This window comes from Acinetobacter sp. AS23, from assembly GCF_023612055.1.
Classification (GTDB): domain Bacteria; phylum Pseudomonadota; class Gammaproteobacteria; order Pseudomonadales; family Moraxellaceae; genus Acinetobacter; species Acinetobacter oleivorans.
The window spans coordinates 2,930,810-2,949,943 of sequence record NZ_CP082274.1; the positions used below are offsets into that span (position 1 = coordinate 2,930,810).

Here is a 19,134-nt window from a genome sequence, read left to right on the forward strand (position 1 = left end):
TTGTTGATTTTGTATATAACTCACATACAAATGTCAGATAATAAAAACCATCCGAAGATGATTCCTATTTTTCCTCTTATACGTGTACTTCTAAAACTATCGATTACGTCTTGCAGTTGTATTCTCAGTCATTGAGCGGCTAATTAGCGAGTTTGGATTTTTAATATCCTCGCTTACTAATCTTGGTACCGCTTTTGGAAGTTGCTTATCCAGCTCTTCCCTTACGATGATTCGGACTGTTTTCTCATCCAATTGTTCAGCCTCAACTGTTGCACCGCTGACTTGGTTCACGACCTCAATCTTGAAATTGATAGTTGGAGAAGATTCCTCAAAAGAAGGCGTAAACTCAGTTTGAGGCCGCGAAGATTGACCTGAGGTAAAGTCCTGCACATCTTCAAGATTTGAACGATCCTGAACTAAACCATTTGAAGAGAAGTAAACTTTGCCGTCATGGAATAGATCTGAGTTCGCCGTGTTAGAGGGGTTAGCAGCACTAGTATTTCCCTTATAGATAATCTGATCATCTTGATAAGACTGATTAAAGATGTTCGAGATATCTCTACTTTGGTTAAATGCTCGTGAACTTTGATTAGCTCGATTCATGATATTTTCAAATGAAGTGTTATTTTTAGCATAGTTAGAAATAAATGATTCTGGACTTCTAGCCTTCCTCAATTGTTCAACTTTCTCGACACCCCCCCAATTTCTAATATCATCCTGAGACCAGACAATCTCATTTCTATGCACAGCACCAGCTACATCATACTTTTTGCCTCTCCCTGTAAACCCTCCATTCGCAAAGCCTTTTAAACCATCCACAATAATCGGATTTGAATTACCACCATCCCTAAAGATCGAAACCTCCTTTAGCAATTCTTTCTGAGCATTCTGAACAGTAGTGTTTGAAACATTACTATTTTGAATTTTCGAGTTAGAAAAATGAGATAAGTTCGATTTATTGGCAGTAAAGGATTTACTACTTTGAATCGATTTTTCTAGAACGTTGCTAAAGTTTGAATTGTTCCCAGCGTACTGGTTAGTAATGCTTTGAACATCTCCCGATCTTGATACCGCATCTTTGCTTGGCTTAAGAGCATTAACGATAATCTGATTCTCTCGAGTAGGTTGGCTAAAGATATTCGAGATATTTTGATTATCATTAAAAGCTTTTGAGCTTAGGAATGAACGATTATAGACATTTTCCGCTGAAGTATTATTAGTAGCATGGTTATTAATAAATGCTTCAGGGCTTGCACTCTTACGCATACTCTCAACCAAACCAACACCACCCCATCGTTTAATATCTTCTTGGGACCAGACTACCTCTCCTTTGTGGACAATACCCGCAGGATCATATTTGCCACCATATCCAGTAAAACCACCATCAGCAAAGCCCTGATCCTTGATTGCCCGGATGTTTGCAATAATGCTGACACCTTGGGCAACTGCCCCAGCAATTAAAGGCAAGTTGTAAGGAAAACCAACTTTTGCAGCTGCTGCAATGTTTTGCTGAATGGCAAGACCAGCCGCAGCGATCGCATAAGCCTTATCCGCCGCAAACATAAGCTTGTAGGCTTTGGATTGTTCGCCAAACATAGAACCAAACATTGAGGTGACTGAGCCCATCATTTGTCCACCAAGGGCAATTTGGGTGTTCAGTCGATCCTGTTGATATTTGTCTTCAATATCTTTAGCGTTCTGAGCATATTCACTACTAATCTGATTGCGTTGCTCTTGAGCAGCTTGAATGATTGCGGTCTTCTGGTTTTCGAAATCTTGCTGACTAATAAGCTGCTGCTCAAACTGAGCATTGAGTGTTTCTAATGAGTTTTGTTCGTTTAAGTTAACCACTCCTTTTTGACTATCAAAAAAATTGGTCGCGGAGCTCATACGACTAGATCGCTCCTGATCCTGTCTATAAAACTCACTAGTGCCATTCATATCAGCTTGAACGCCACCCCATGTTTGTCCAGCTTTTGTCGCCCGATCAAGTGTTTCAAGCTGCTCTTGTGATTTCGATAAAGCAATTCGCTTTCTTCTTTCTTCCTCATCCTTTACAGTTTTTTGGATTTCAAGGCGCTCTAATCTGTAACGTTCTTGCATTGCATCTGTTTCAGATAGCAGAAAAATACGAGCCTGAAATAAACGCTGCTCTTGAGCCAATTTCATAAGCGCGTTTTCTTGCTGATATTGCTGTTCTAGCAATTCCGCAGCCTGCTTTTTTTCAGATTTACTTAATTCAATATCATGAGCCGCGTTAAACTTTTTACGGTTAAAGTTCTCTTCAAGTAACTGCTCCTCGGTTTTCTGGAACTCCTTATAGTCCTCTAGTTTGCTTCTAGTGGCTTGTTTGGCGATCGCAATATCATTATCAGCACGGCGCTGTAATTCAGCCTTAATTTCAACTGTACGCTCTGGAGTAAAGCCAGCTTTATCAACATCCTCCAGTCTAACCGTTAAGTTATTCTGGATCCGCTGTACTTCAGTGGCCACTTCATTTTCAAGTGACCGTTGTGCATCTAATTGACGTTCAAGCTGTGATTGGATATCACCTGATGCTTTATCACTCCCTTTACTCGCCCCACCTTTAACCTTGCTTTGCATACTTGGTGACTGATGCAGAAGTTTAAGTGTTACTCCATCCTCAAAGATCACCTCGCTAACATAGCCACCACCTTTGCTGTCATATCTTGTCTTGATATCTTTCACAGCGACATTGGTTGTGATCGGCGTACCTTCAGGCATTGAGAAATCAATACCCTTATGAAATGAAGAAGCCCCTTTAGTAGGGGCTTGTCGTGGACCGTAATTTGAACTGATCTTGTAGGATGACAATGGTTTGCCACCCGCCTGCAATCTGGCCAGATGCTCATTAGAGACTTTCTGGCCAGACATTGAACCACCATAGCGAACATCAAGATGAGGGCCTGTCCCAATACCTGATTGACCAGAAACACCAACTAGGCGTTTTGTGATTTTTTCTTGCTTAGCAAGTTCGCTTGTGTGCTTTCGTTCAGCTGCTGTTAGTTCATCTTTCTTATCCTTTAGTACATCGAGAGCTTTTTGAGCTTTAGCAACCTGATCCATTTCTTCTTTAGAAATAATCGCCGTTGTTCCAGTTGGAGCAACGGCTTGCTTAGCTTTTTGTAATTCAAGTATTTTTTTTACGGTTTCCTCACTATAACCAAGATTTAATAAGGCTAACTCTTCATTAGATTTCAGTACTTCATTGCGAAGACTATCAAAATATCCTTTCTGAGCTTTTGCTGCCTTTTGAGCTGCACTTTCATTGCCAATTAAAGCTTTAGAGTTTTCATCAATTCCAGCTGCTGCCCTTTGAGCCTTATTTCCTGAAAGTTCTACTTCAATATTAAGGAGTTTTAGAGAATCCTTAGTGGTTTTAGCTGTCTTAGCATTTTTTTCAAACTCTGAAGTATTCTCTTTAAATGAGTTATAAATATCCTTACTTATGCGCAACTCATTAAAACGTTTAACTGCCTCATTCATGCTAATGGTGCCATCCTTTGCATCATTAACTACCTGAACAATTTCTTTATTACCTTTATAAAGTTGGGCAATCGCATTCAATTGAATATTGATCTTACTACTAGATTCAGCAAGTGCCTTATTCTGCCGCTCAAAAGCAGAAGTCATATCACTAATGGCCGAGTCTTTTTCTAATCCACGTAGAGCTAACAATTCATCTTTTGCTCTCTTAGCTACAGCAGCTTGCTCTTCTAACTTCTTGTTAGCCTTATCAGCTTTGTCCTGGAAATACATATAGCCAGCGGCTAATGCTGTAATACCAAGAGTTACTGCGCCAATTGGTCCACCAACTAAACTTAACGCACGACTTCCAAGAGAGGCAACTCTATTTAAATTTCCTTGAGCTACAGTATATGCAGCAGTTGCTGCGGTGGCCTCTTTTAAAGCAACACTATGAGCAACTTCAGCTGCTGTCTTGCGTTGTACAGCGATTGCACGTGCATCGGCAGTAATCGCTGCATTATATTCTGCTCGAGCTAATCCTATTTCTGTTAAAGCTAATGCCGCAGATTGTCTCGCTCTCATTGCCTCTACACCAAGCAACTGAACTTGAGATTGTGCTTCAGCTAAATTTGCAGCTCTTTGTTGAGTAGAAGCGACAATGCTAGCTTGTATAGCAATGGTTTTTGTTAAAACTGCTTTCGTCATCAATCCGATCCCAAGGACAAAAGCACTATCCACAATTAGATCGAGATTATTAGCCAGAATCTGAATAGATCCAGCTAAAGTTTGAGCTGCACCAGAACCTTGCCCTGTTTCACCTACAAACTTTGTAATACCATTACTTAACATCTCTAAAGACTGAGCAATTGTTTTATCAGTTTTTCCATAGAGTTCTTCGACACTATCACCAGCTTTTAACAAGGCTTTAGTGATAACTTCTCCAGTAAGCTGCCCATCAAGCATCATTTGACGGAGTTCACCACGGGTCACTCCTAGACCTTTAGCCATTGCGTTTAAGAGGCCACCCGCTCCATCGACTAGACTGTTAAACTCTTCTGCACGAAGAATATTTCCATCAAGGCTCTGACCGTACTGAAATAATGCTGCAGCTGCTGATTCAGCATTTGAACCACTAATAGCAACAGCTTTCGAGGTAATTTCTGTAAGTTTTGCAGTTTGTTCTTGAGTTAAATTTAGTGTCTTAGCATTGGACATATATTTGGAATAGACATCATTCACGGCACTCCAAGAGGATGCTGAACGCTGTGCAATTTCAAAAGTATCATTCATTGCCAGATTTAATTCTTCTTGGTTATTAGTAACTAATTTTAATTTGTTATTAATACCAGTGTAGAGATCCATCTTGCTAATGGCTGAACCAATTGTAACCACACCAGCCATGTAACCTGCTAACGAACGAGTGGCTACAGACATTCGGTCCATTGACTTAGTAGCAAAGTCGCCGTTCTTTTCTATGCTATTAAGTTCATTGCCTAAATTACGCGCATTGCGTTCAGCATTTTGCGAATCAATAACAATGACCAGACGAGATTCTTGTGCCATTTTACTTTCCTCTAGGCAATAAAAAACCCGCCGTAGCGGGTTAAAGATTTAGCTTAAATACTATTTAGTTAGGAACCTTCAAAAATTAAGAAAATGACTCATCCCAACTTTGTCGAAGTTTTTCAGCTTCATTATCAAGACGTTTAAACTCGTTAATACTTTCAATTTCTTTAAAACGTTTGCTATCAGTTTCATTAAATTGACTATCGGCTGTACCTACAATTTTTTTGATATCACTATTTATAGAGAAATTTGAGCCATTCAATTCAGATATAGGAATATTGACTCCAAGATTGATGTCTTCACCATCATTAATCAATTTATATAGATAAATGTTTAAAGGCTTTGGACTAGTTTCAGTATTATTCAATCTAGTGATGTATTTACATTGATAAAGCCCTCTGATGGATGCGCCAAAGGAATTTTGTGCTTCATAATCAATATTTACTAACAATTCTCTAAAGCGTGCTTTTTCAGTTTTTATATTTTCTTCTATGATTCCGTTTTTAGTAATTAACTCACCAAATACGCTATTAATATCTTCAGCGTTCGCAGTATTAGATGAAATATTCGCAGCACGGACTTTAAGACTTGAAGGGCTTTTCAAAGAGTCAGTTAAGTAATCCACACATTTACTATAAGAAGTATTGAACAAGTTTTTATCAAATCCCGTTTGTGTTTCTTTGCATCCAACTAAACCAATTAATAAACATGAAAACAATAATCTTTTCATAAAAATACCCATTTTAATAATGAGTAAAATTTAACAGTTAGGACATAAAAAAACCACCCGAAGGCGGTTCATTTATTTGTATTAGTTATCCCTACCTGGTCAACTATCAAATCTGCAATATCTTGTGTTGTCATATGTTTAACGAAATGCAAATAAACAATAATTAGAAATACCAAAACTAGTGACCATGAAAAATATTTTCTCATTAGAATCCTTTATTAAAAATTTTCAAGTTTAGAAAACAAATTATTAAAGGCTTAAGTGACAAAAATCAACCACAATTAACTACAAAAGTTTTTTTATAGAAGCTAATCACAGCCTCATAGTCTCTTAATAGAGTTTCCTCTGTATATACTTTAGGAGAAAGCTTAAGTAGAGCTGGCATGTACTGTTTTTTGTAGACATCAGGATAGGTGTTGCACAATATCCCCTTCTTCCGTTGAAGGGGAATATTTCGATTTTCTAGGTCATCGAGCATCTTCCCTATTTGTTGGTCCGCACTCATGAACTGTGCTTCAGCTGAAGAAGGAATTGCCTTATTTTCCAATTGTTTAGTGCAACCAACAAAAGTTAAAGAGATCACCAAGCAAGAAGATAAAAAAGTTGAATTTCTCATCTTCCGTACTTTCTCTTTTTTAGACGATCATGAAGTCCAATTAGTTCAAAAAATCCATGAACGGCAATAATTAATGGTAATACAACTACCCCCCAACGGAGTGTGTCAAAGTTTCTTAATATAAGTTCATATAAAGGATAAGTATTCAGGATTTGAAGGTTCGCAAGCCACCTTAAACATGGAAAGAAAAGAAAGATCACTGCAACTATCAATACGAGATAAACCATCTTTAAATAAAAGACTTTGGGATATTCTTCAAAGACGTCATTTAATACCCATAACTTTTCTAAAAGCTTTTCTAACATACATTCCCCAATCAAATATAAAGTTATTAAAATTAGTTATTTATAGGTTGTATCTTACACAAAACAATAAATTAGGAAAAGATAGATATTAAAAAACCACCCGGAGGTGGTGAGTTTTGAATTAAAAACCTAAATCATTTTATACTTTGGCAAATATCTAACTTACCTTTGACTTGCTTAATACAAGACCATGCATCATTTTTATAGTCTTCACTAAACTTTTTAGTTTTAAAGTCCCGCGGATAAATTTCAGCTTCTAATAATTCATCTGATTTTTCACCCAATGAGTAAGTAAGATCTTCACCGTCTGAAACCGTTATTTTCTCTTGAAGAATATAATATGAGGCATCAGGAAGTATAAGAGTTGTTTGATATCTCTCAGCTGAACCACTTTCAGAAACAAGACATGGTTTAGTTATATTCTTGCCATCCACAACAAAACACTGGCCTTTATAAAATAAATTTTTGATCTGCAAGCGTAGTAGAAGATATTAAAATAGAACTTATTAAACAGATAATGGTTTTCATAAAAATTTCCAATCTAATAATGAGTAAGTTTTAACAAGTGAAAAAATTGAAATTTATACCAATTAAAGATAATTAAATTAGTAAAATATATTTTTAATTTTCTATTCTTCAATTTTTCTTCTAGCTATGAAAAGCCCATATATATCCGCAGATGGGAAAACTTGTTCTAAGTGATATTTCACTGCTTTATAATGACACCCTGTAGTTAAAACATCATCAATTATTATTATTGTTTCAGGTACAGGTTGAAGGAGATTTTGGTCTATTCGATAATTTTGAATTAACTTTTGAACATCTCGTCTTGCATCACTTTGATGAGAGGCATCTGTTGAATTAATTTGAACAACTAATTCTCTATAACATCCGTCCATCCACCCATGGTTTAACTTCTTTAAAACTTGAATCATTCTATCATCGTATAATGGATGATCCTTCGTTTTAGAAGGGGGAACTGGCACAAATAAAACTGTTGAAATCGGGTTTAAAGTCCCGTTTAAAATATTAGCTACTTGCTCTATTGCTTGAGTTTTATATTTCCATTCAGGTAATCCCTTACGGTCAACTGATTTTTTAAAATTTGAAATAATATTATTAGTTTGACTATGCGAAAATGAAGCACGAGCAGTGTATTCACCAAAATAAAAGCAATGATCATTCTCATCTAAATAACTATGATCTGCTAACTTATCTGGTGTAATAGTCTGAAATCGAAGATCATTCTGACTCAAGGGCGCCTCGTATATCATCTATATGACGCACACGAATAGCTCCTTTCTCAGCATATTTATGAGGCCATGTAATATTAGGATTGTTAAAACAACTATCCAAAATAAACAATTTTCTGCCTTGTTTCAATGCTGCTCTTGCTTGAATTAATGAACCAGATGTTTCTCCAGCTTCAACTATGATTGTGGCTTGAGATAAAGCTGACATAGTTGCATTTCTTTCAGGAAAAAAGATTCTATTAACTCTAAAATTTTGCTCATGATAACGTTTGATTGGTACCTGACTTATTAGCAAATGTTCTTTAGCGATAAAGTTTTGAAGATTTCTATTCTCTGGAGGATAATAGTCAGTAATAGGAGTACCTATAACTGCAACAGTTTTTCCACCGTTATCTATAGCTGTCGTATGGGCAACAGTATCTACGCCTTTTGCCAAACCTGAAAAAATAGTGTATCCAGCTTCCACTAGAAGCCTTGTTAGTTTTCTTGTTCTAATCACACCTTCTGGTGAGGGGTTTCTACTCCCAACAATCGCAACCCGTTTTGGGGAGGATAAAAGTTCTAACCACCCTTTATAATAGAACATTTCAACGGGGTATACTGCATCCCTCAAAGATTCTGGATAATCCAAGGTTCCATACAAAGATATATCAAAGTCCTTTTCCTTTATCCAATAGTTAAGCTCATTAAGGGTATTCTTAATATAGCTGTCATCAACCAACTCAGAAGGAAGTGTATTAGGATTATCTTGAAATAACTCTGCTAATTTTTTAAATGTTGTGCCTTGTTGAGCCCATAGGAACTCATAAGCCCCCATCTCGTCTTCAACATTGACGGGAGGTCTTTTAAACAAGCTTTTTGATATAGCTGCGTTCATAACCTTTAACCCATATCAACCTAATAATAGATTTAAAAAATAAAACTGTATTGCACAAAACAATTTTTTGTATATGGCAAAACTAGCATAAAAAAGGCAATTGTCAATTGTGCTTTACATCCAATAATGGGTGTATTTTCAATAATTTCAATTAAATATCAATATCTTATTGATTTATGGTTTTTTTAAAAAATAGATATATAATTTTTTTAAAACTATGCTAAAAGTGCGGTATATTGCGTTTTTCTTAAAATACCCCGCACTAGATTTAGTTTTAAGAAGTTGGATCTTAAAACCTTTTATTTTTTCTTCTTAAACCCCTTATGCCACTCATCTAAAAGCATGTTGTCTAAAGCAAAAATACAGTCATTAAAGATATGAGCATCAACAGGTAAATCATTATGCTCAGCATAGACATTGATTGCCTGCTGATCTAAGCACAACGGTACACTTTGCTCATATCGTCTTGATCTAATAATCGTGCTAAAGGCTGCAAGAATTGAGTCAGCTGCATAAGAATATTCTGGTGGATCTGGAACGTGTCCACCTAAGAACTTAATTTGTTCGATTTCGTGCGGCGTTTTCGACGCATAGGTCTTTTGGTACTTGTAGAGTTCGATGACTTTCCCAAAATTGTCGCCTTGTCCTTATCAGCATCTTCCTGAATTTTTTGCGCCTGCTCTTTAATGAATGACCAGATCAATAGTCCAATATCACCAAGGTTAAGTAGCTTAGATGCATTCTCTGCTGTATAGGGCTGTTCAGTTTCGACTGTAGCTTCATCTTCAACTTCAGCGAAAACAACGCCTTTCCAGTCTTCGATTAAATGAGCGCCAGCCGCATCTAATAAAAGCTCATGATATAGCTTGCTATTTTCATCTCTTACCATCACATCATAGCCTTTGGACGTAATTTGATTACCTGCTTTCTCTAGCGCTACTTGAAAGGGTTTATAACCAATCCCTCGAATTTTAAATTCCGCCTGCCCATTTGTTGTTTCAAACGTGCACCATTTAGATACTTCTGAGCTTCGTACAATTCCGACTTTTAAAGCCATACCTACCTCGAAAATTTTGGAAATAAAAAAGCCCATGGATTTCCATAGGCTTTAAGGTTTGTTAATTTGAATTACACAAGAGCACGCACAATGGTTGGAGTTGTCCGCACTTGAGCAAAGTTAATATCTAAAGTGATAATGTCATCACCTCCACCATCCGGATGATTGGCTTCCATCACTTCAAGCTGCGGGAAGTTAAATGAGTATTTACTTCCTTTGCTGTCTTTAATATCGAAAGTCAGAGTGAACACATCACGGGTTTTGATTGCATCAATCCAACCTGCAGCTGTAGCCGAGAACATAAATGTAGCATTCGCTTCAATATCCATCATCTTCTCTAAGTAAAACTCTGGCGTGTATTTGCCCGAACCGATACAACGAACTGCTTCCAGATTATTGTTAAACGAAAGCGTTAGTGTCTGCGTACACGCCTTACCTTGAGTTGATTGACCATTCACAAGTAGGTTTTCAACATTAGGCATGCTGACCAATGGACGGCTTGATGCAGCTACCGGATTAACAACCGGATTGACTTGCTGGCGGGTAAATGAATTACCAACCAAGCCAAAGTTACCAGTGATCTTTCCTGTGGTCTGAATGGTAATTTCACCCGTATTTACCTGAACACCACGGTAAATAAAGACCTGACCAACATCTTCAAAGACTTTAACCAGAGTAAATGATTTACGTACATTTCCGCCAAAGCTGAGAGCGTTGGCTGCCCAGTTATTGAATGCCAATGCACTTAAAAATAGATCAAATGTCCCTACAGATAATTCAAACTCTAACTGACCTGCCACTTCAGCTTCAGTAACCACACCACCTTGCCGGAAGCGCGAATCTACAACCTCACTGCTTTCTTCTGTAGAGACGTTTTCTGATAATCCATCACTCACACGGCGAACCACGTACCAGATTGGATTTGCTGGAGTAGTTCCCAGTACTGCTTCTTCACAAGCATATAATCGAATTTTTGCGCCTGAACTCATTTATAGTTCTCCAAAATTTAGGCATAAAAAAACCCGCTTCATCAGCAGGTCGTTATAAAAAATGGGCGTAAAAAAACCCGCTAATTTAGCGGGTCGTTATTTAGTTTCATTTGAGTCGGAGACTTCTGGAGGCTCTACACCATTCAATGCGGCAGCTACTGCTTCAGATAAATTGGTAGGTTGAAACTCTACAGGTGTTTCACTAACTGGTTCCTCAGGCTCTGGTTCAGGTTCTTCATGCAGTCGGATATCAATCCAACGCGACTCAGGAATATCTACCGGATTATCAAAATCAGGAACGATTGAGGCGGTTTCGATATCAAACTTTTTCTTGTAAGTTTTTACTGAGATGTCTCCATCTTCAAGCTGCTCATAAGACACCGCAACAACCACATTGCCGTTTGCATCCTTAGGCATTTCGATATACCAGCCCTCTTTGGCAAAACCCAGCGAGTCTTTAATCAGATAGTCACCAATATCTATCTTTTCAAAGCTAATTGGCTGATTTGAAGCATCTTCATTGAGTTCAAGTGAATCTGCAAACAGTCTTGCAATCGGTGAAGCTGCTTTATAAACCCCGTTTGAGTCAACGGTGAAGCCTTTGGAACTAAGTTCACCTGTGTTTGCAACAGTGACCAACTTCCCACTTGTGGCACTGTTATCTGTTGTATAAATGACGGCGTTCTTGCTGGTATAAACAATTTGCTCGGTTTTGCTGAGATTTCCAGTAGAAGAGTTATAACTCCATGCAATTACTGCCATGTTATTCGCACGTGTTGAGGTGTAGTACGGTAAGAATAACTCCGTTCCTGTAAGTCCTCCTCGTGTGATCACAATTGAAGGCCCATACCCTGCAACAAATGGATTTGCATAAATATTGGAGGGCGCATTTTTAAACCGTGTTTTTTGAGTACCAGACTTATAAACTAAATCCAAATCTGTTTCCGGTTCAGATACTGGTGAAGCTCCATATCCAAAATCAGCAACACCATATGGACCGAAAGTTGCAACCTCTCCGTTTCCAGTACCGGCATTTTTTGTGGCCGCTGTGCCAAGCCCTGTTACCTGCGACCAGTCGGGTGTTAAATTTGGAATACCTGAGGCAAAAGGAAGCATAAACTGCCGCTTTCCTTGAGCAGAGTTATATTGAAATGGCCGATGATCCCATGAGAATTTAAAAACTAGATTTGCCATTATGCCGTTACTCCATCAATCACCTGAAAAATCAAAGTTTCAGTATGTTGAATAACGCCGCCAACAACCGCTTTAATATCCATCTGACACAAGCCCAAAGGCCATGCAGCAGTACTGACAGTTGATTTCACGTTCAACCATCCTTTCTGCGTACTCTGGCTCAGTGCGGCGCAAGTTAATGTTGCAACGGCGGTACCATCCAGAGTTTTAACCTGTGAAGTAAAGGTATACCCTGTTAAATCAATGGCTCGTCGCACATCATTTGATGGATATTGCAATGCATCATCCATGTCAACGAGCTGCAAATTTAAGTTGAATGTGTCACCACGCTTAAAAACAAAATTGCTCATAAGTGATTCCTATAGACATAAAAAAACCACCGATGAGGTGGCTATAACAAAGCAATAAAAAAAGACGCTAAAATGCGCCCTTTTCTACGACTACTTTTCTTTATTCAATTTCTAAATGGTGCTTTTCAGTCACCATTTTAATTTTGATCCCTTTGTAATAACGGACCATTGGATCTTCTTTATCCTTTTCAATTTTATCTAGAAACTTATCGTTTTCCATTAAAACGGCAAAAGTTTTATATCCAATTACTAATTTCTTTGGATCTTTACCACTGCTTTTAAAATCATCAATGTGTTTATTAAGCTCTTTTAAAGTCATTTCTATTTCCAGTGTTGTAACTTTTAATAGAAATTTAACAATTAATTATGACAAATTAATTTTTCTAAAATATAGATAAACATAAAAACTGCCTGATAGCGTTCATTTTCTTGATGAAATTAAGGCTTGTAATCCAGATCTACACTTACGCCTGTCACGACATTGTGTTTTGATTCCCCCTTGTTATGCACTTTAGCCAACCGAATATTCACATCCGAAACGCATAGCTTATTTTCACTTTGCCATTTACTTAGTTCTACAGACATAACCTTTTCTAAATGACACTCCAGCTCTTGTCGTTTAAATTCGATTTCTTCTAAAGTCAGCATGCATGACATATCAATTCACCTTATAACCAATCGTCACATTATACTGAATGAAGTCAGCGTCTTGCCCTATAAAAATTGATTGTCCTTGTAAGCACTCCAAATGCTCACTAGTGAAATATTCAAAATGCTGAAGTAAGGAATCACTTAACTCAGTTAAACCTTTCGCACCACTATGATGTCTTGCAAAACACTGGACCATGATATTACCTGTACGGCGTGTACATGGTTTATCAGCAACTCCTGCCACAAAACTCGGTCCACCTGCAATCGTTAAGCGACACCATAAGCCTTCCTTAGGTACGATAAAGCCTGGTGCATTTGGATACTGGATTCTGTCCTGGGCAATACCTGTAAGGCTTTGCATTCGATCGATAATGGCTTGCCTAGTCTGCTCTAAAGTCATTGCCATCTTAACCACCGTACTTTTGAGAAATATAAGTAAACGTGGTGTTGTAAATACCTTGCGGTGCTTGATCAGACCAACCATTTTCTAAGCGTTCAGCATATGGCTTATTGTTCTGTATGTAGACTAAATTGCCGAGCTTAAACTTCACAGCTTGAATTGCTGCATCTTGCACTGCGTTTGTTTCAGGTCCACGTACACCAAAGTCACCAGAACCAATAGAAACAATATGAGAAGCACGATAAGCGCCAGTATCAACGGGACTTGAAACAACTAAAGACTGAACAGCATCCATGGTAATTTTCTTTACCTTATCTTCTGCCGTTTTAGTCACATCAAAACTAAAATCAGTTGGCTTTTTCCCCTTCCACCCCATCGTTTACCTCGCTTTCTTCATACATTTTAAAAAGGTCTTGAGCGATCGCTTGAATTGAATATGCTTCAAATTCTGAACTAGGCTCTTTTTCTCCCATGAGCTTTTTAACTTTCTGCCAAACATGAACAGCTTCATGTAAAAGCAAACCATAGATCTCAATCAATTTTCTTTCTGAAGTATCGCCAAGTTGGACAACTGCATACGAACCATTAGAATAAAAATCAACTTGTGCCGCTGCGCCTTCTAAGGAGAGGAACTCGTCTACATGATTCATGTCTTCAAATAACAGATCCATATGAAGCTGATTTCTAGCAAGCGTGTATTGAACATGTTGGAATGGTGAGATATGCCATAAAGGTACGTAATCTGTACTAACCATGGGTTATCCTTTTCAGCTTAGTAAAGGCGTTTCAGATGCCTCTCTGCCATCAAATGCGTTATGAATAAAAAATGCCATCCACATATTCGGGATGGCATTCGCAGTGAAAAAATGAATGAGGTTTTTGATCATCGTCAGGTATTACCTGATCGCTGTCATAAAACTCATGTACAGACCAAGTCATATTTGCTCCAAAAAAAACCCACCGAAGTGAGTTAATACTTAAACTCTTAGTTTTAAACATGAAGTATTTTTAGCTCTTTTTGCATATTCAAATAATTTGTTAAACATTCAGATTTTTTTGCGCCAGCTTCATTTATTTTATCTCCATAGCTCCTTTTTAAAATTTCACTTGATGGACTTCCTTCTGGTACAGACTCATAAAACTTATTAAACTGATATTGTTGTTGAAAACAAGACCAATTATCAAAAATAATAGCTTCTAATTTATCTATATCTTCAACAAATTGCTTAGACATACTATCAATTGGATTAATAGTTAACTTTTTCCCTTTTAAATCAAAATACAATGAAAAATATTTTTGTCTAAAATTTAAAAAGCTCTCATCATTTTCTATATCTAAATAATATGTATTAATAAAAGGAAATATTTTAGTAACAATATCCACAATATCTTTACTATTTTTTTCATTATTTATTGAAGCATGTTGTTCTCGCCAATCACTAAACAATATTAAAGCTGCAATAGGAGCTAAAAAGTAAGCTGTAAGTGTTAAAGAGTCCCTCAATACCTCATAAAAGATAGTTGAATCAATAGGCTTAGTTAAATCAGATTTTAAAATGAATCCAAAGATCAAATATGTTAAACAGAATAATCCCAGCCAAAAGATTGAGATCTCTATTTTATCTTTTAGTTTTCTTTTAGCCATATATCCCCCTAGTTTAGAAGGATATTAGACCAAGTATTTAAACCTTCCTCAACTGACATTTCCAAATTGTCGCGGCTGGATCCTGCTGAATATGAACGACTCGGAATGAACCTAAGGCTGTAACCCACTCATCATCAATTTTTGGGGCCATAGTGACTTCATTTTGCAGCATAGTTGCCTTCTTATCCGTTGCCAATACTCCAAGTGTCTGGATCTCATATTGACTGTATGATCCAAATAGAACACCACGGCCTGAGTAATTTTCCATAACTTCCACATGAGTTTCTAACTTAGGATGCCAGTTTGACTTAGTGACTCGCTCACAAGTAAAGGTGTGAACGGCATCAGCTAGATCCTCATTAAATGCTTCAGCAATATCTGCCTGAATTTCGTCACGTAAGCCCATTATATTTTCCTGACAAAAAATACGCGTTTGCGTTTGCAATATGGCTTGATCAAATCAAGAATAAACTGCTCAGTTGCCGTTAGTTTTACCGATCCATCTTGAAATTCTTTTTCCGTCTCAACCGTATCAGCTTTTACTTTCTTGCGCTTTAATGCCTGTTCCTGCCCTTGATATAAATCACCTTTAATAATGCCCTTGATGATTTGATATGAGGCTGTTTTCAGGGGCTCAGGAACCAGAGTGACATCTTCATAAGATATAACATTACGTGCTAATAGATAAGCTTCAGCCATCTGAAGGTATTGAGCCTTATCACTGGCAGATAAAGCATCAAAGCCTTCAACATGTTCTATCGCTTCTTGTTCAGTGATAAAGCTCATGGATTATTCCTTTGGAATTAATGCTAAAAGTTCGTCTTTTTTAGCGCCTGATTCAAATGAAATACCCTTTTCAGTTAATACAGCTCGAAGCTCATCAACTTTAAGTCCTGCATAGTTAATTGGTTGAACCTGGTCATCACCAATTTTTTGACCCCCTTCAGGGTTTTGGTTGTCTTGATTTTGCTGATTGTCACCCTCTGAAGTTTGTTTCCCTTTACCTAATTCAAGTTCAGCAATACGTGCTTGCATAGCTTCAGGATTATTCTGGAATGCAATAAATTCACCTTTCAATGTTGCTAGTTGTTCTTCTAGCTCATTTATTTTAGCTTCAGTCATTTGTTGTCTTTCCCGTGCACGGTTAAATGATGAAAGTCCCATAGAAGGATCTCCAAAAAATAAGGCGGTGTTACCCGCCTTTTAGTTATTTGATTTTGTGCTTAAATGCCACAATACGGATCTGTTTAGGATCGTATACACGCTCCCAGTTAGTACCAGTTGCAAGCCCGGTATTTTTAGGAGCAATTCCATTTGGTCCTGCCCATTTAACACCACGTGGATGCAGCACAAAGTGACGGCGGTTAATCAAGATATCTACACCAGCAAGGCTGTCGCGATCAGTTTCAACCGCATTTGGAGCGCCAATATCTTGGAAGCCCACAGCGCCTTGACCAAATAAGAAAGAAGTAAATACATCACCATCAACGGGCATGCCATCATCAACAATCACACGGCGTTCCATAAAGGTTTTATAGAGTAAAACCCCATCAGCATCACGCACGGTTTCAATCAAGCCCTGCTTAGATAAAGCTGACATAGTGAATGAATGCATTGAAATCGCCGTTAATTTGTCAACCGCATCGCCAAGCTTATATGACGCATCAACAAAAGAATGACCATCAATAATCGCTGCGGCCCCTGTTTCGGCAGAAATATCATGTACATTACTTGCCATACTTGCAGCGCCAAAAACACCTTTGAGGGTATTCACGGTAAAACCTTGAAACTCACGGGCCCAATAATCTGCTACAAGATCACCAACCGCTCCAAGTGGATCGTCGCCAGATAATGCCTTTGCTAAATCGTTAGCCCCCCATGCCTTACCGCGGGCATGAAGAATTGCAATATCTTGACCTGAAGTAATGTTATTTACAGTTAAAGGGGTTAGATCAGAAAGAACTTCAGATTCACCACTTAAGTCGTTCCAAAAAGGAATATTTACAGTAGTACCGCCTTTCGTTCCGAAAGCTACATCTTCTTCAAGATCCCCCACGATGCCAGACTGCCATAAGGCAGATTTCTCAGCGGTTTTATTTAAAACATACGGAGTGAATAACTCAGGTACGATTACATCAGCAATTTTGGTATCACCCATTAGGCTTTACTCCTTAAAGTTTAATATTGTGTTTTGCAGCTAGTTCTTTAGCTAACTGCGGATTTTCATTTCGTAATTGCGCCAATTTGGTTAAGTTCACTGAACCATCTGGTTTGAGAATGTCGACTTGACCTTTTGTATTGGCACTACCTGGTGCCCCCATACCATTCGCCTTAGGCCAGTAGTACGGCTTTTGCTCACGTAGAGATTCAACCCACTCTTTTGGGGTTTGCGGTGTTTGGCCATCTTTGCCAATAACCACTTCGCCGTTTTCATCAACAGCAACCGCTTTACCGTTGTCATCTAATGCAAACTTTGATTTTGCTAAAAACGCAATGTCACCTGTTGCTTCAGCTAATGCTTCAAGCTCTACAGCTGCTTGAACGATTTGCCCCTGAATCACAGACTCCTTAAACTTATTTGCATAAGCTTCGGCCCTGTCAGCACGGTCTTTTTCAGCTTTAAGTACCTTTTCATGTTCTTCACGCATCTTCTCGGTACGCTTCTGGATCACTTCGGTAATTTTGCCTTCAGCAATTAGCTTGGCTTCTTCATCTTGATCAAGTTGAGCAAAGACTCTTTTGACGATTTCAGGGTCAATCCCTTCGAACTGATTTTGAAGTTCCTGAAGTTTTCGTTTTGCATCTTTAGCGGCATCACGCTCGCTTTGAAGTGCAGTTTTGAGCCCTTTTGGATCTTCATAGCCGTCTAAATCGAGGCGAAACTTCCCGTTTTCCTCAACATATAAAGCGCGGTGCTCTTCTTTGATTGCATCAAGTGAATCAACAATAAATGGCAATGGCATGTTCAAACCTCTCGTTTGATTAAGTTAAGCCTTATCTCAAGGCAATAAAAAAGCAGCCATTTGGCTGCTCATCTCTTTAATTAAAATAGAAAATATTTATTTTTTGTTTATTTATTCCCTATCTTCACTTTTATACTTCTCTTCAAAATCATCAATCATTTCCTCAATATAGCTCATAGCATCAGAGCTGTTTTCAGCCAAGATTGTTTCATATTCTTCTATTAAATTATCACCTTTAATATCTTTTCTAATTAGCACATTTAATTTATTAATTTCTTTAATTACATCTGAGATTCCCTTTATATAAATTCTGTTTAACCTGCTAACTTCTAAATTTGACTCTTCTACTAGATTTAAATGTCGCTCAGCAAGATCTTTCCTTCTAGTCTCATTATTTACATATTCCCCCCAAAACTTCCTGTCTAAATCATGATCATAATTTTTAGAAAGCTTATTGTCCGTTATTAACCTAAATACTCTATTTTTTTCATCTTCATATACATTGATATAAGGCTTAATTGCATTAGACTCAGCAGTTAAATCAATTAAATTTTTCCGTTCCTTCAGCATTAAAAAATACAATTTAGAACATACTTTCATTACTTGCATTGTTTGCTTGGTCGTTGTTACATTGGCAATTAGCTGCAAGCGATTCATTGAATAACAAAATTTTAAAAAATGTTCATTTGATTTTTTAAAATCAAATTCTAAATTAGGAACTTGACCTATTAATGAATGAATTTCAATCAACTCATTAACCGCATTTAAATAAATATCCTTTTTAAGGTTAAAAGATCTATCAGTTTCTTTTTGATTTGACTCAAATTCAAAACGTTCATTTTGATTTTTATTATTAAAATAGTTTGTTATCCAAACACCACCTAAACCAGAGAATACACTCATCAATCCAATAATTACAGGAATAAACTTTTCATTGTTTTCTATAGCATAACCTAGAGCTAATAAAAGTATTATAAAAAGTACACTAACGAAAATACCGAAAATATATCTTAGAATTTTTCTTTTCATCTAATTAAATAACTCCTATA

At 37.4% G+C, this 19,134-nt stretch carries 24 protein-coding genes; 2 read left to right on the forward strand and 22 right to left on the reverse strand.

Annotated features, from left to right (window positions below; translation table 11 throughout):
* Positions 1-96 precede the first annotated feature (96 nt).
* The 3 genes from K6I41_RS13800 to K6I41_RS13810 all read right to left on the reverse strand — a co-directional run bounded on the left by K6I41_RS13800 (position 97) and on the right by K6I41_RS13810 (position 6,368).
* Positions 97-5,052, reverse strand: a complete 4,956-nt coding sequence (locus K6I41_RS13800; protein WP_250374595.1) for a tape measure protein — start codon at positions 5,050-5,052, stop codon at positions 97-99.
* Positions 5,053-5,137: 85 nt separating this feature from the next.
* Positions 5,138-5,785, reverse strand: coding sequence for a hypothetical protein (locus tag K6I41_RS13805; RefSeq protein ID WP_250374596.1), 648 nt, complete (start codon positions 5,783-5,785; stop codon positions 5,138-5,140).
* A 271-nt stretch (positions 5,786-6,056) separates the two neighbouring features.
* Positions 6,057-6,368 (reverse strand): hypothetical protein, encoded by a 312-nt coding sequence (locus K6I41_RS13810; RefSeq protein ID WP_250375789.1) that lies wholly within the window; start codon positions 6,366-6,368, stop codon positions 6,057-6,059.
* On the opposite strand from K6I41_RS13810, the gene K6I41_RS13815 reads away from it, so the two are divergent.
* Positions 6,289-6,471 carry a hypothetical protein gene (locus K6I41_RS13815; protein ID WP_250375811.1) on the forward strand — a complete coding sequence of 61 codons (183 nt, stop codon included), beginning with the start codon at positions 6,289-6,291 and terminating at the stop codon, positions 6,469-6,471. The two genes, K6I41_RS13810 and K6I41_RS13815, sit on opposite strands and share 80 nt — an antisense overlap.
* Before the next feature lie 369 nt (positions 6,472-6,840).
* On the opposite strand, the gene K6I41_RS13820 is transcribed toward K6I41_RS13815, so the two are convergent.
* The 12 genes from K6I41_RS13820 to K6I41_RS13875 form a co-directional block, all read right to left on the reverse strand.
* On the reverse strand, positions 6,841-7,140 hold the full coding sequence (locus tag K6I41_RS13820) for a hypothetical protein (RefSeq protein WP_250374597.1): 300 nt from the start codon (positions 7,138-7,140) through the stop codon (positions 6,841-6,843).
* 195 nt (positions 7,141-7,335) lie between these two features.
* Positions 7,336-7,962 carry a hypothetical protein gene (locus K6I41_RS13825; protein WP_250374598.1) on the reverse strand — a complete coding sequence of 209 codons (627 nt, stop codon included), beginning with the start codon at positions 7,960-7,962 and terminating at the stop codon, positions 7,336-7,338.
* A complete protein-coding gene (locus K6I41_RS13830) occupies positions 7,949-8,836 on the reverse strand; it encodes a DNA-processing protein DprA (protein ID WP_250374599.1) in 888 nt (295 codons plus the stop codon). The genes K6I41_RS13825 and K6I41_RS13830 overlap by 14 nt, the downstream gene beginning before the upstream one ends.
* Before the next feature lie 547 nt (positions 8,837-9,383).
* Entirely contained in the window at positions 9,384-9,893 is a 510-nt protein-coding gene (locus tag K6I41_RS13835) for a phage-derived protein YdaY family protein (RefSeq protein WP_250374600.1), read from the reverse strand.
* A gap of 71 nt (positions 9,894-9,964) precedes the next feature.
* Positions 9,965-10,882 (reverse strand): phage tail tube protein, encoded by a 918-nt coding sequence (locus tag K6I41_RS13840; RefSeq protein ID WP_250374601.1) that lies wholly within the window; start codon positions 10,880-10,882, stop codon positions 9,965-9,967.
* 96 nt (positions 10,883-10,978) lie between these two features.
* Positions 10,979-12,076, reverse strand: coding sequence for a phage tail fiber protein (locus tag K6I41_RS13845; RefSeq protein ID WP_250374602.1), 1,098 nt, complete (start codon positions 12,074-12,076; stop codon positions 10,979-10,981).
* On the reverse strand, positions 12,076-12,426 hold the full coding sequence (locus tag K6I41_RS13850) for a hypothetical protein (protein ID WP_250374603.1): 351 nt from the start codon (positions 12,424-12,426) through the stop codon (positions 12,076-12,078). Before K6I41_RS13850 ends, K6I41_RS13845 begins: the two co-directional genes overlap by 1 nt.
* A 100-nt stretch (positions 12,427-12,526) precedes the next feature.
* Positions 12,527-12,751, reverse strand: coding sequence for a hypothetical protein (locus tag K6I41_RS13855; protein ID WP_250375790.1), 225 nt, complete (start codon positions 12,749-12,751; stop codon positions 12,527-12,529).
* 113 nt (positions 12,752-12,864) lie between these two features.
* A complete protein-coding gene (locus tag K6I41_RS13860; RefSeq protein WP_250374604.1) occupies positions 12,865-13,083 on the reverse strand; it encodes a hypothetical protein in 219 nt (72 codons plus the stop codon).
* A gap of 1 nt (position 13,084) precedes the next feature.
* Positions 13,085-13,483, reverse strand: coding sequence for a hypothetical protein (locus K6I41_RS13865; protein ID WP_250374605.1), 399 nt, complete (start codon positions 13,481-13,483; stop codon positions 13,085-13,087).
* A 1-nt stretch (position 13,484) separates the two neighbouring features.
* A complete protein-coding gene (locus K6I41_RS13870) occupies positions 13,485-13,853 on the reverse strand; it encodes an HK97 gp10 family phage protein (protein ID WP_250374606.1) in 369 nt (122 codons plus the stop codon).
* Complete coding sequence (locus tag K6I41_RS13875; RefSeq protein WP_250374607.1) at positions 13,825-14,232, reverse strand: hypothetical protein; 408 nt, start codon at positions 14,230-14,232, stop codon at positions 13,825-13,827. The genes K6I41_RS13870 and K6I41_RS13875 overlap by 29 nt, the downstream gene beginning before the upstream one ends.
* A gap of 60 nt (positions 14,233-14,292) precedes the next feature.
* Between K6I41_RS13875 and K6I41_RS13880 the strand changes: the two genes are divergently transcribed.
* Complete coding sequence (locus K6I41_RS13880; protein WP_250375812.1) at positions 14,293-14,451, forward strand: hypothetical protein; 159 nt, start codon at positions 14,293-14,295, stop codon at positions 14,449-14,451.
* Between the two features lie 17 nt (positions 14,452-14,468).
* On the opposite strand, the gene K6I41_RS13885 is transcribed toward K6I41_RS13880, so the two are convergent.
* From K6I41_RS13885 to K6I41_RS13915, 7 genes are all read right to left on the reverse strand, one after another.
* On the reverse strand, positions 14,469-15,122 hold the full coding sequence (locus K6I41_RS13885) for a hypothetical protein (RefSeq protein WP_250374608.1): 654 nt from the start codon (positions 15,120-15,122) through the stop codon (positions 14,469-14,471).
* 37 nt (positions 15,123-15,159) lie between these two features.
* Positions 15,160-15,528, reverse strand: a complete 369-nt coding sequence (locus K6I41_RS13890; RefSeq protein ID WP_250374609.1) for a glutamate 5-kinase — start codon at positions 15,526-15,528, stop codon at positions 15,160-15,162.
* Positions 15,528-15,908 carry a hypothetical protein gene (locus K6I41_RS13895; RefSeq protein ID WP_250374610.1) on the reverse strand — a complete coding sequence of 127 codons (381 nt, stop codon included), beginning with the start codon at positions 15,906-15,908 and terminating at the stop codon, positions 15,528-15,530. The genes K6I41_RS13890 and K6I41_RS13895 overlap by 1 nt, the downstream gene beginning before the upstream one ends.
* 3 nt (positions 15,909-15,911) lie before the next feature.
* Entirely contained in the window at positions 15,912-16,286 is a 375-nt protein-coding gene (locus K6I41_RS13900) for a HeH/LEM domain-containing protein (protein WP_250374611.1), read from the reverse strand.
* A 43-nt stretch (positions 16,287-16,329) separates the two neighbouring features.
* On the reverse strand, positions 16,330-17,280 hold the full coding sequence (locus tag K6I41_RS13905) for a major capsid protein (protein ID WP_250374612.1): 951 nt from the start codon (positions 17,278-17,280) through the stop codon (positions 16,330-16,332).
* A 13-nt stretch (positions 17,281-17,293) separates the two neighbouring features.
* Positions 17,294-18,085: a hypothetical protein gene (locus tag K6I41_RS13910; RefSeq protein ID WP_250374613.1), complete on the reverse strand. Its 792-nt coding sequence runs from the start codon at positions 18,083-18,085 to the stop codon at positions 17,294-17,296.
* Between the two features lie 111 nt (positions 18,086-18,196).
* Positions 18,197-19,114 (reverse strand): hypothetical protein, encoded by a 918-nt coding sequence (locus tag K6I41_RS13915; RefSeq protein ID WP_250374614.1) that lies wholly within the window; start codon positions 19,112-19,114, stop codon positions 18,197-18,199.
* Positions 19,115-19,134: the final 20 nt, after the last annotated feature.

Coding starts and splice junctions, on each gene's coding strand:
- K6I41_RS13800 (WP_250374595.1), bottom strand. CDS start 5,052: ATGGCACAAGAATCTCGTCTGGTCATTGTTATTGATTCGCAAAATGCT.
- K6I41_RS13805 (WP_250374596.1), bottom strand. CDS start 5,785: ATGAAAAGATTATTGTTTTCATGTTTATTAATTGGTTTAGTTGGATGC.
- K6I41_RS13815 (WP_250375811.1), top strand. CDS start 6,289: ATGAACTGTGCTTCAGCTGAAGAAGGAATTGCCTTATTTTCCAATTGT.
- K6I41_RS13830 (WP_250374599.1), bottom strand. CDS start 8,836: ATGAACGCAGCTATATCAAAAAGCTTGTTTAAAAGACCTCCCGTCAAT.
- K6I41_RS13835 (WP_250374600.1), bottom strand. CDS start 9,893: ATGGCTTTAAAAGTCGGAATTGTACGAAGCTCAGAAGTATCTAAATGG.
- K6I41_RS13840 (WP_250374601.1), bottom strand. CDS start 10,882: ATGAGTTCAGGCGCAAAAATTCGATTATATGCTTGTGAAGAAGCAGTA.
- K6I41_RS13845 (WP_250374602.1), bottom strand. CDS start 12,076: ATGGCAAATCTAGTTTTTAAATTCTCATGGGATCATCGGCCATTTCAA.
- K6I41_RS13850 (WP_250374603.1), bottom strand. CDS start 12,426: ATGAGCAATTTTGTTTTTAAGCGTGGTGACACATTCAACTTAAATTTG.
- K6I41_RS13860 (WP_250374604.1), bottom strand. CDS start 13,083: ATGTCATGCATGCTGACTTTAGAAGAAATCGAATTTAAACGACAAGAG.
- K6I41_RS13865 (WP_250374605.1), bottom strand. CDS start 13,483: ATGGCAATGACTTTAGAGCAGACTAGGCAAGCCATTATCGATCGAATG.
- K6I41_RS13870 (WP_250374606.1), bottom strand. CDS start 13,853: ATGGGGTGGAAGGGGAAAAAGCCAACTGATTTTAGTTTTGATGTGACT.
- K6I41_RS13875 (WP_250374607.1), bottom strand. CDS start 14,232: ATGGTTAGTACAGATTACGTACCTTTATGGCATATCTCACCATTCCAA.
- K6I41_RS13880 (WP_250375812.1), top strand. CDS start 14,293: ATGAATAAAAAATGCCATCCACATATTCGGGATGGCATTCGCAGTGAA.
- K6I41_RS13885 (WP_250374608.1), bottom strand. CDS start 15,122: ATGGCTAAAAGAAAACTAAAAGATAAAATAGAGATCTCAATCTTTTGG.
- K6I41_RS13890 (WP_250374609.1), bottom strand. CDS start 15,528: ATGGGCTTACGTGACGAAATTCAGGCAGATATTGCTGAAGCATTTAAT.
- K6I41_RS13895 (WP_250374610.1), bottom strand. CDS start 15,908: ATGAGCTTTATCACTGAACAAGAAGCGATAGAACATGTTGAAGGCTTT.
- K6I41_RS13900 (WP_250374611.1), bottom strand. CDS start 16,286: ATGGGACTTTCATCATTTAACCGTGCACGGGAAAGACAACAAATGACT.
- K6I41_RS13905 (WP_250374612.1), bottom strand. CDS start 17,280: ATGGGTGATACCAAAATTGCTGATGTAATCGTACCTGAGTTATTCACT.
- K6I41_RS13910 (WP_250374613.1), bottom strand. CDS start 18,085: ATGCCATTGCCATTTATTGTTGATTCACTTGATGCAATCAAAGAAGAG.
- K6I41_RS13915 (WP_250374614.1), bottom strand. CDS start 19,114: ATGAAAAGAAAAATTCTAAGATATATTTTCGGTATTTTCGTTAGTGTA.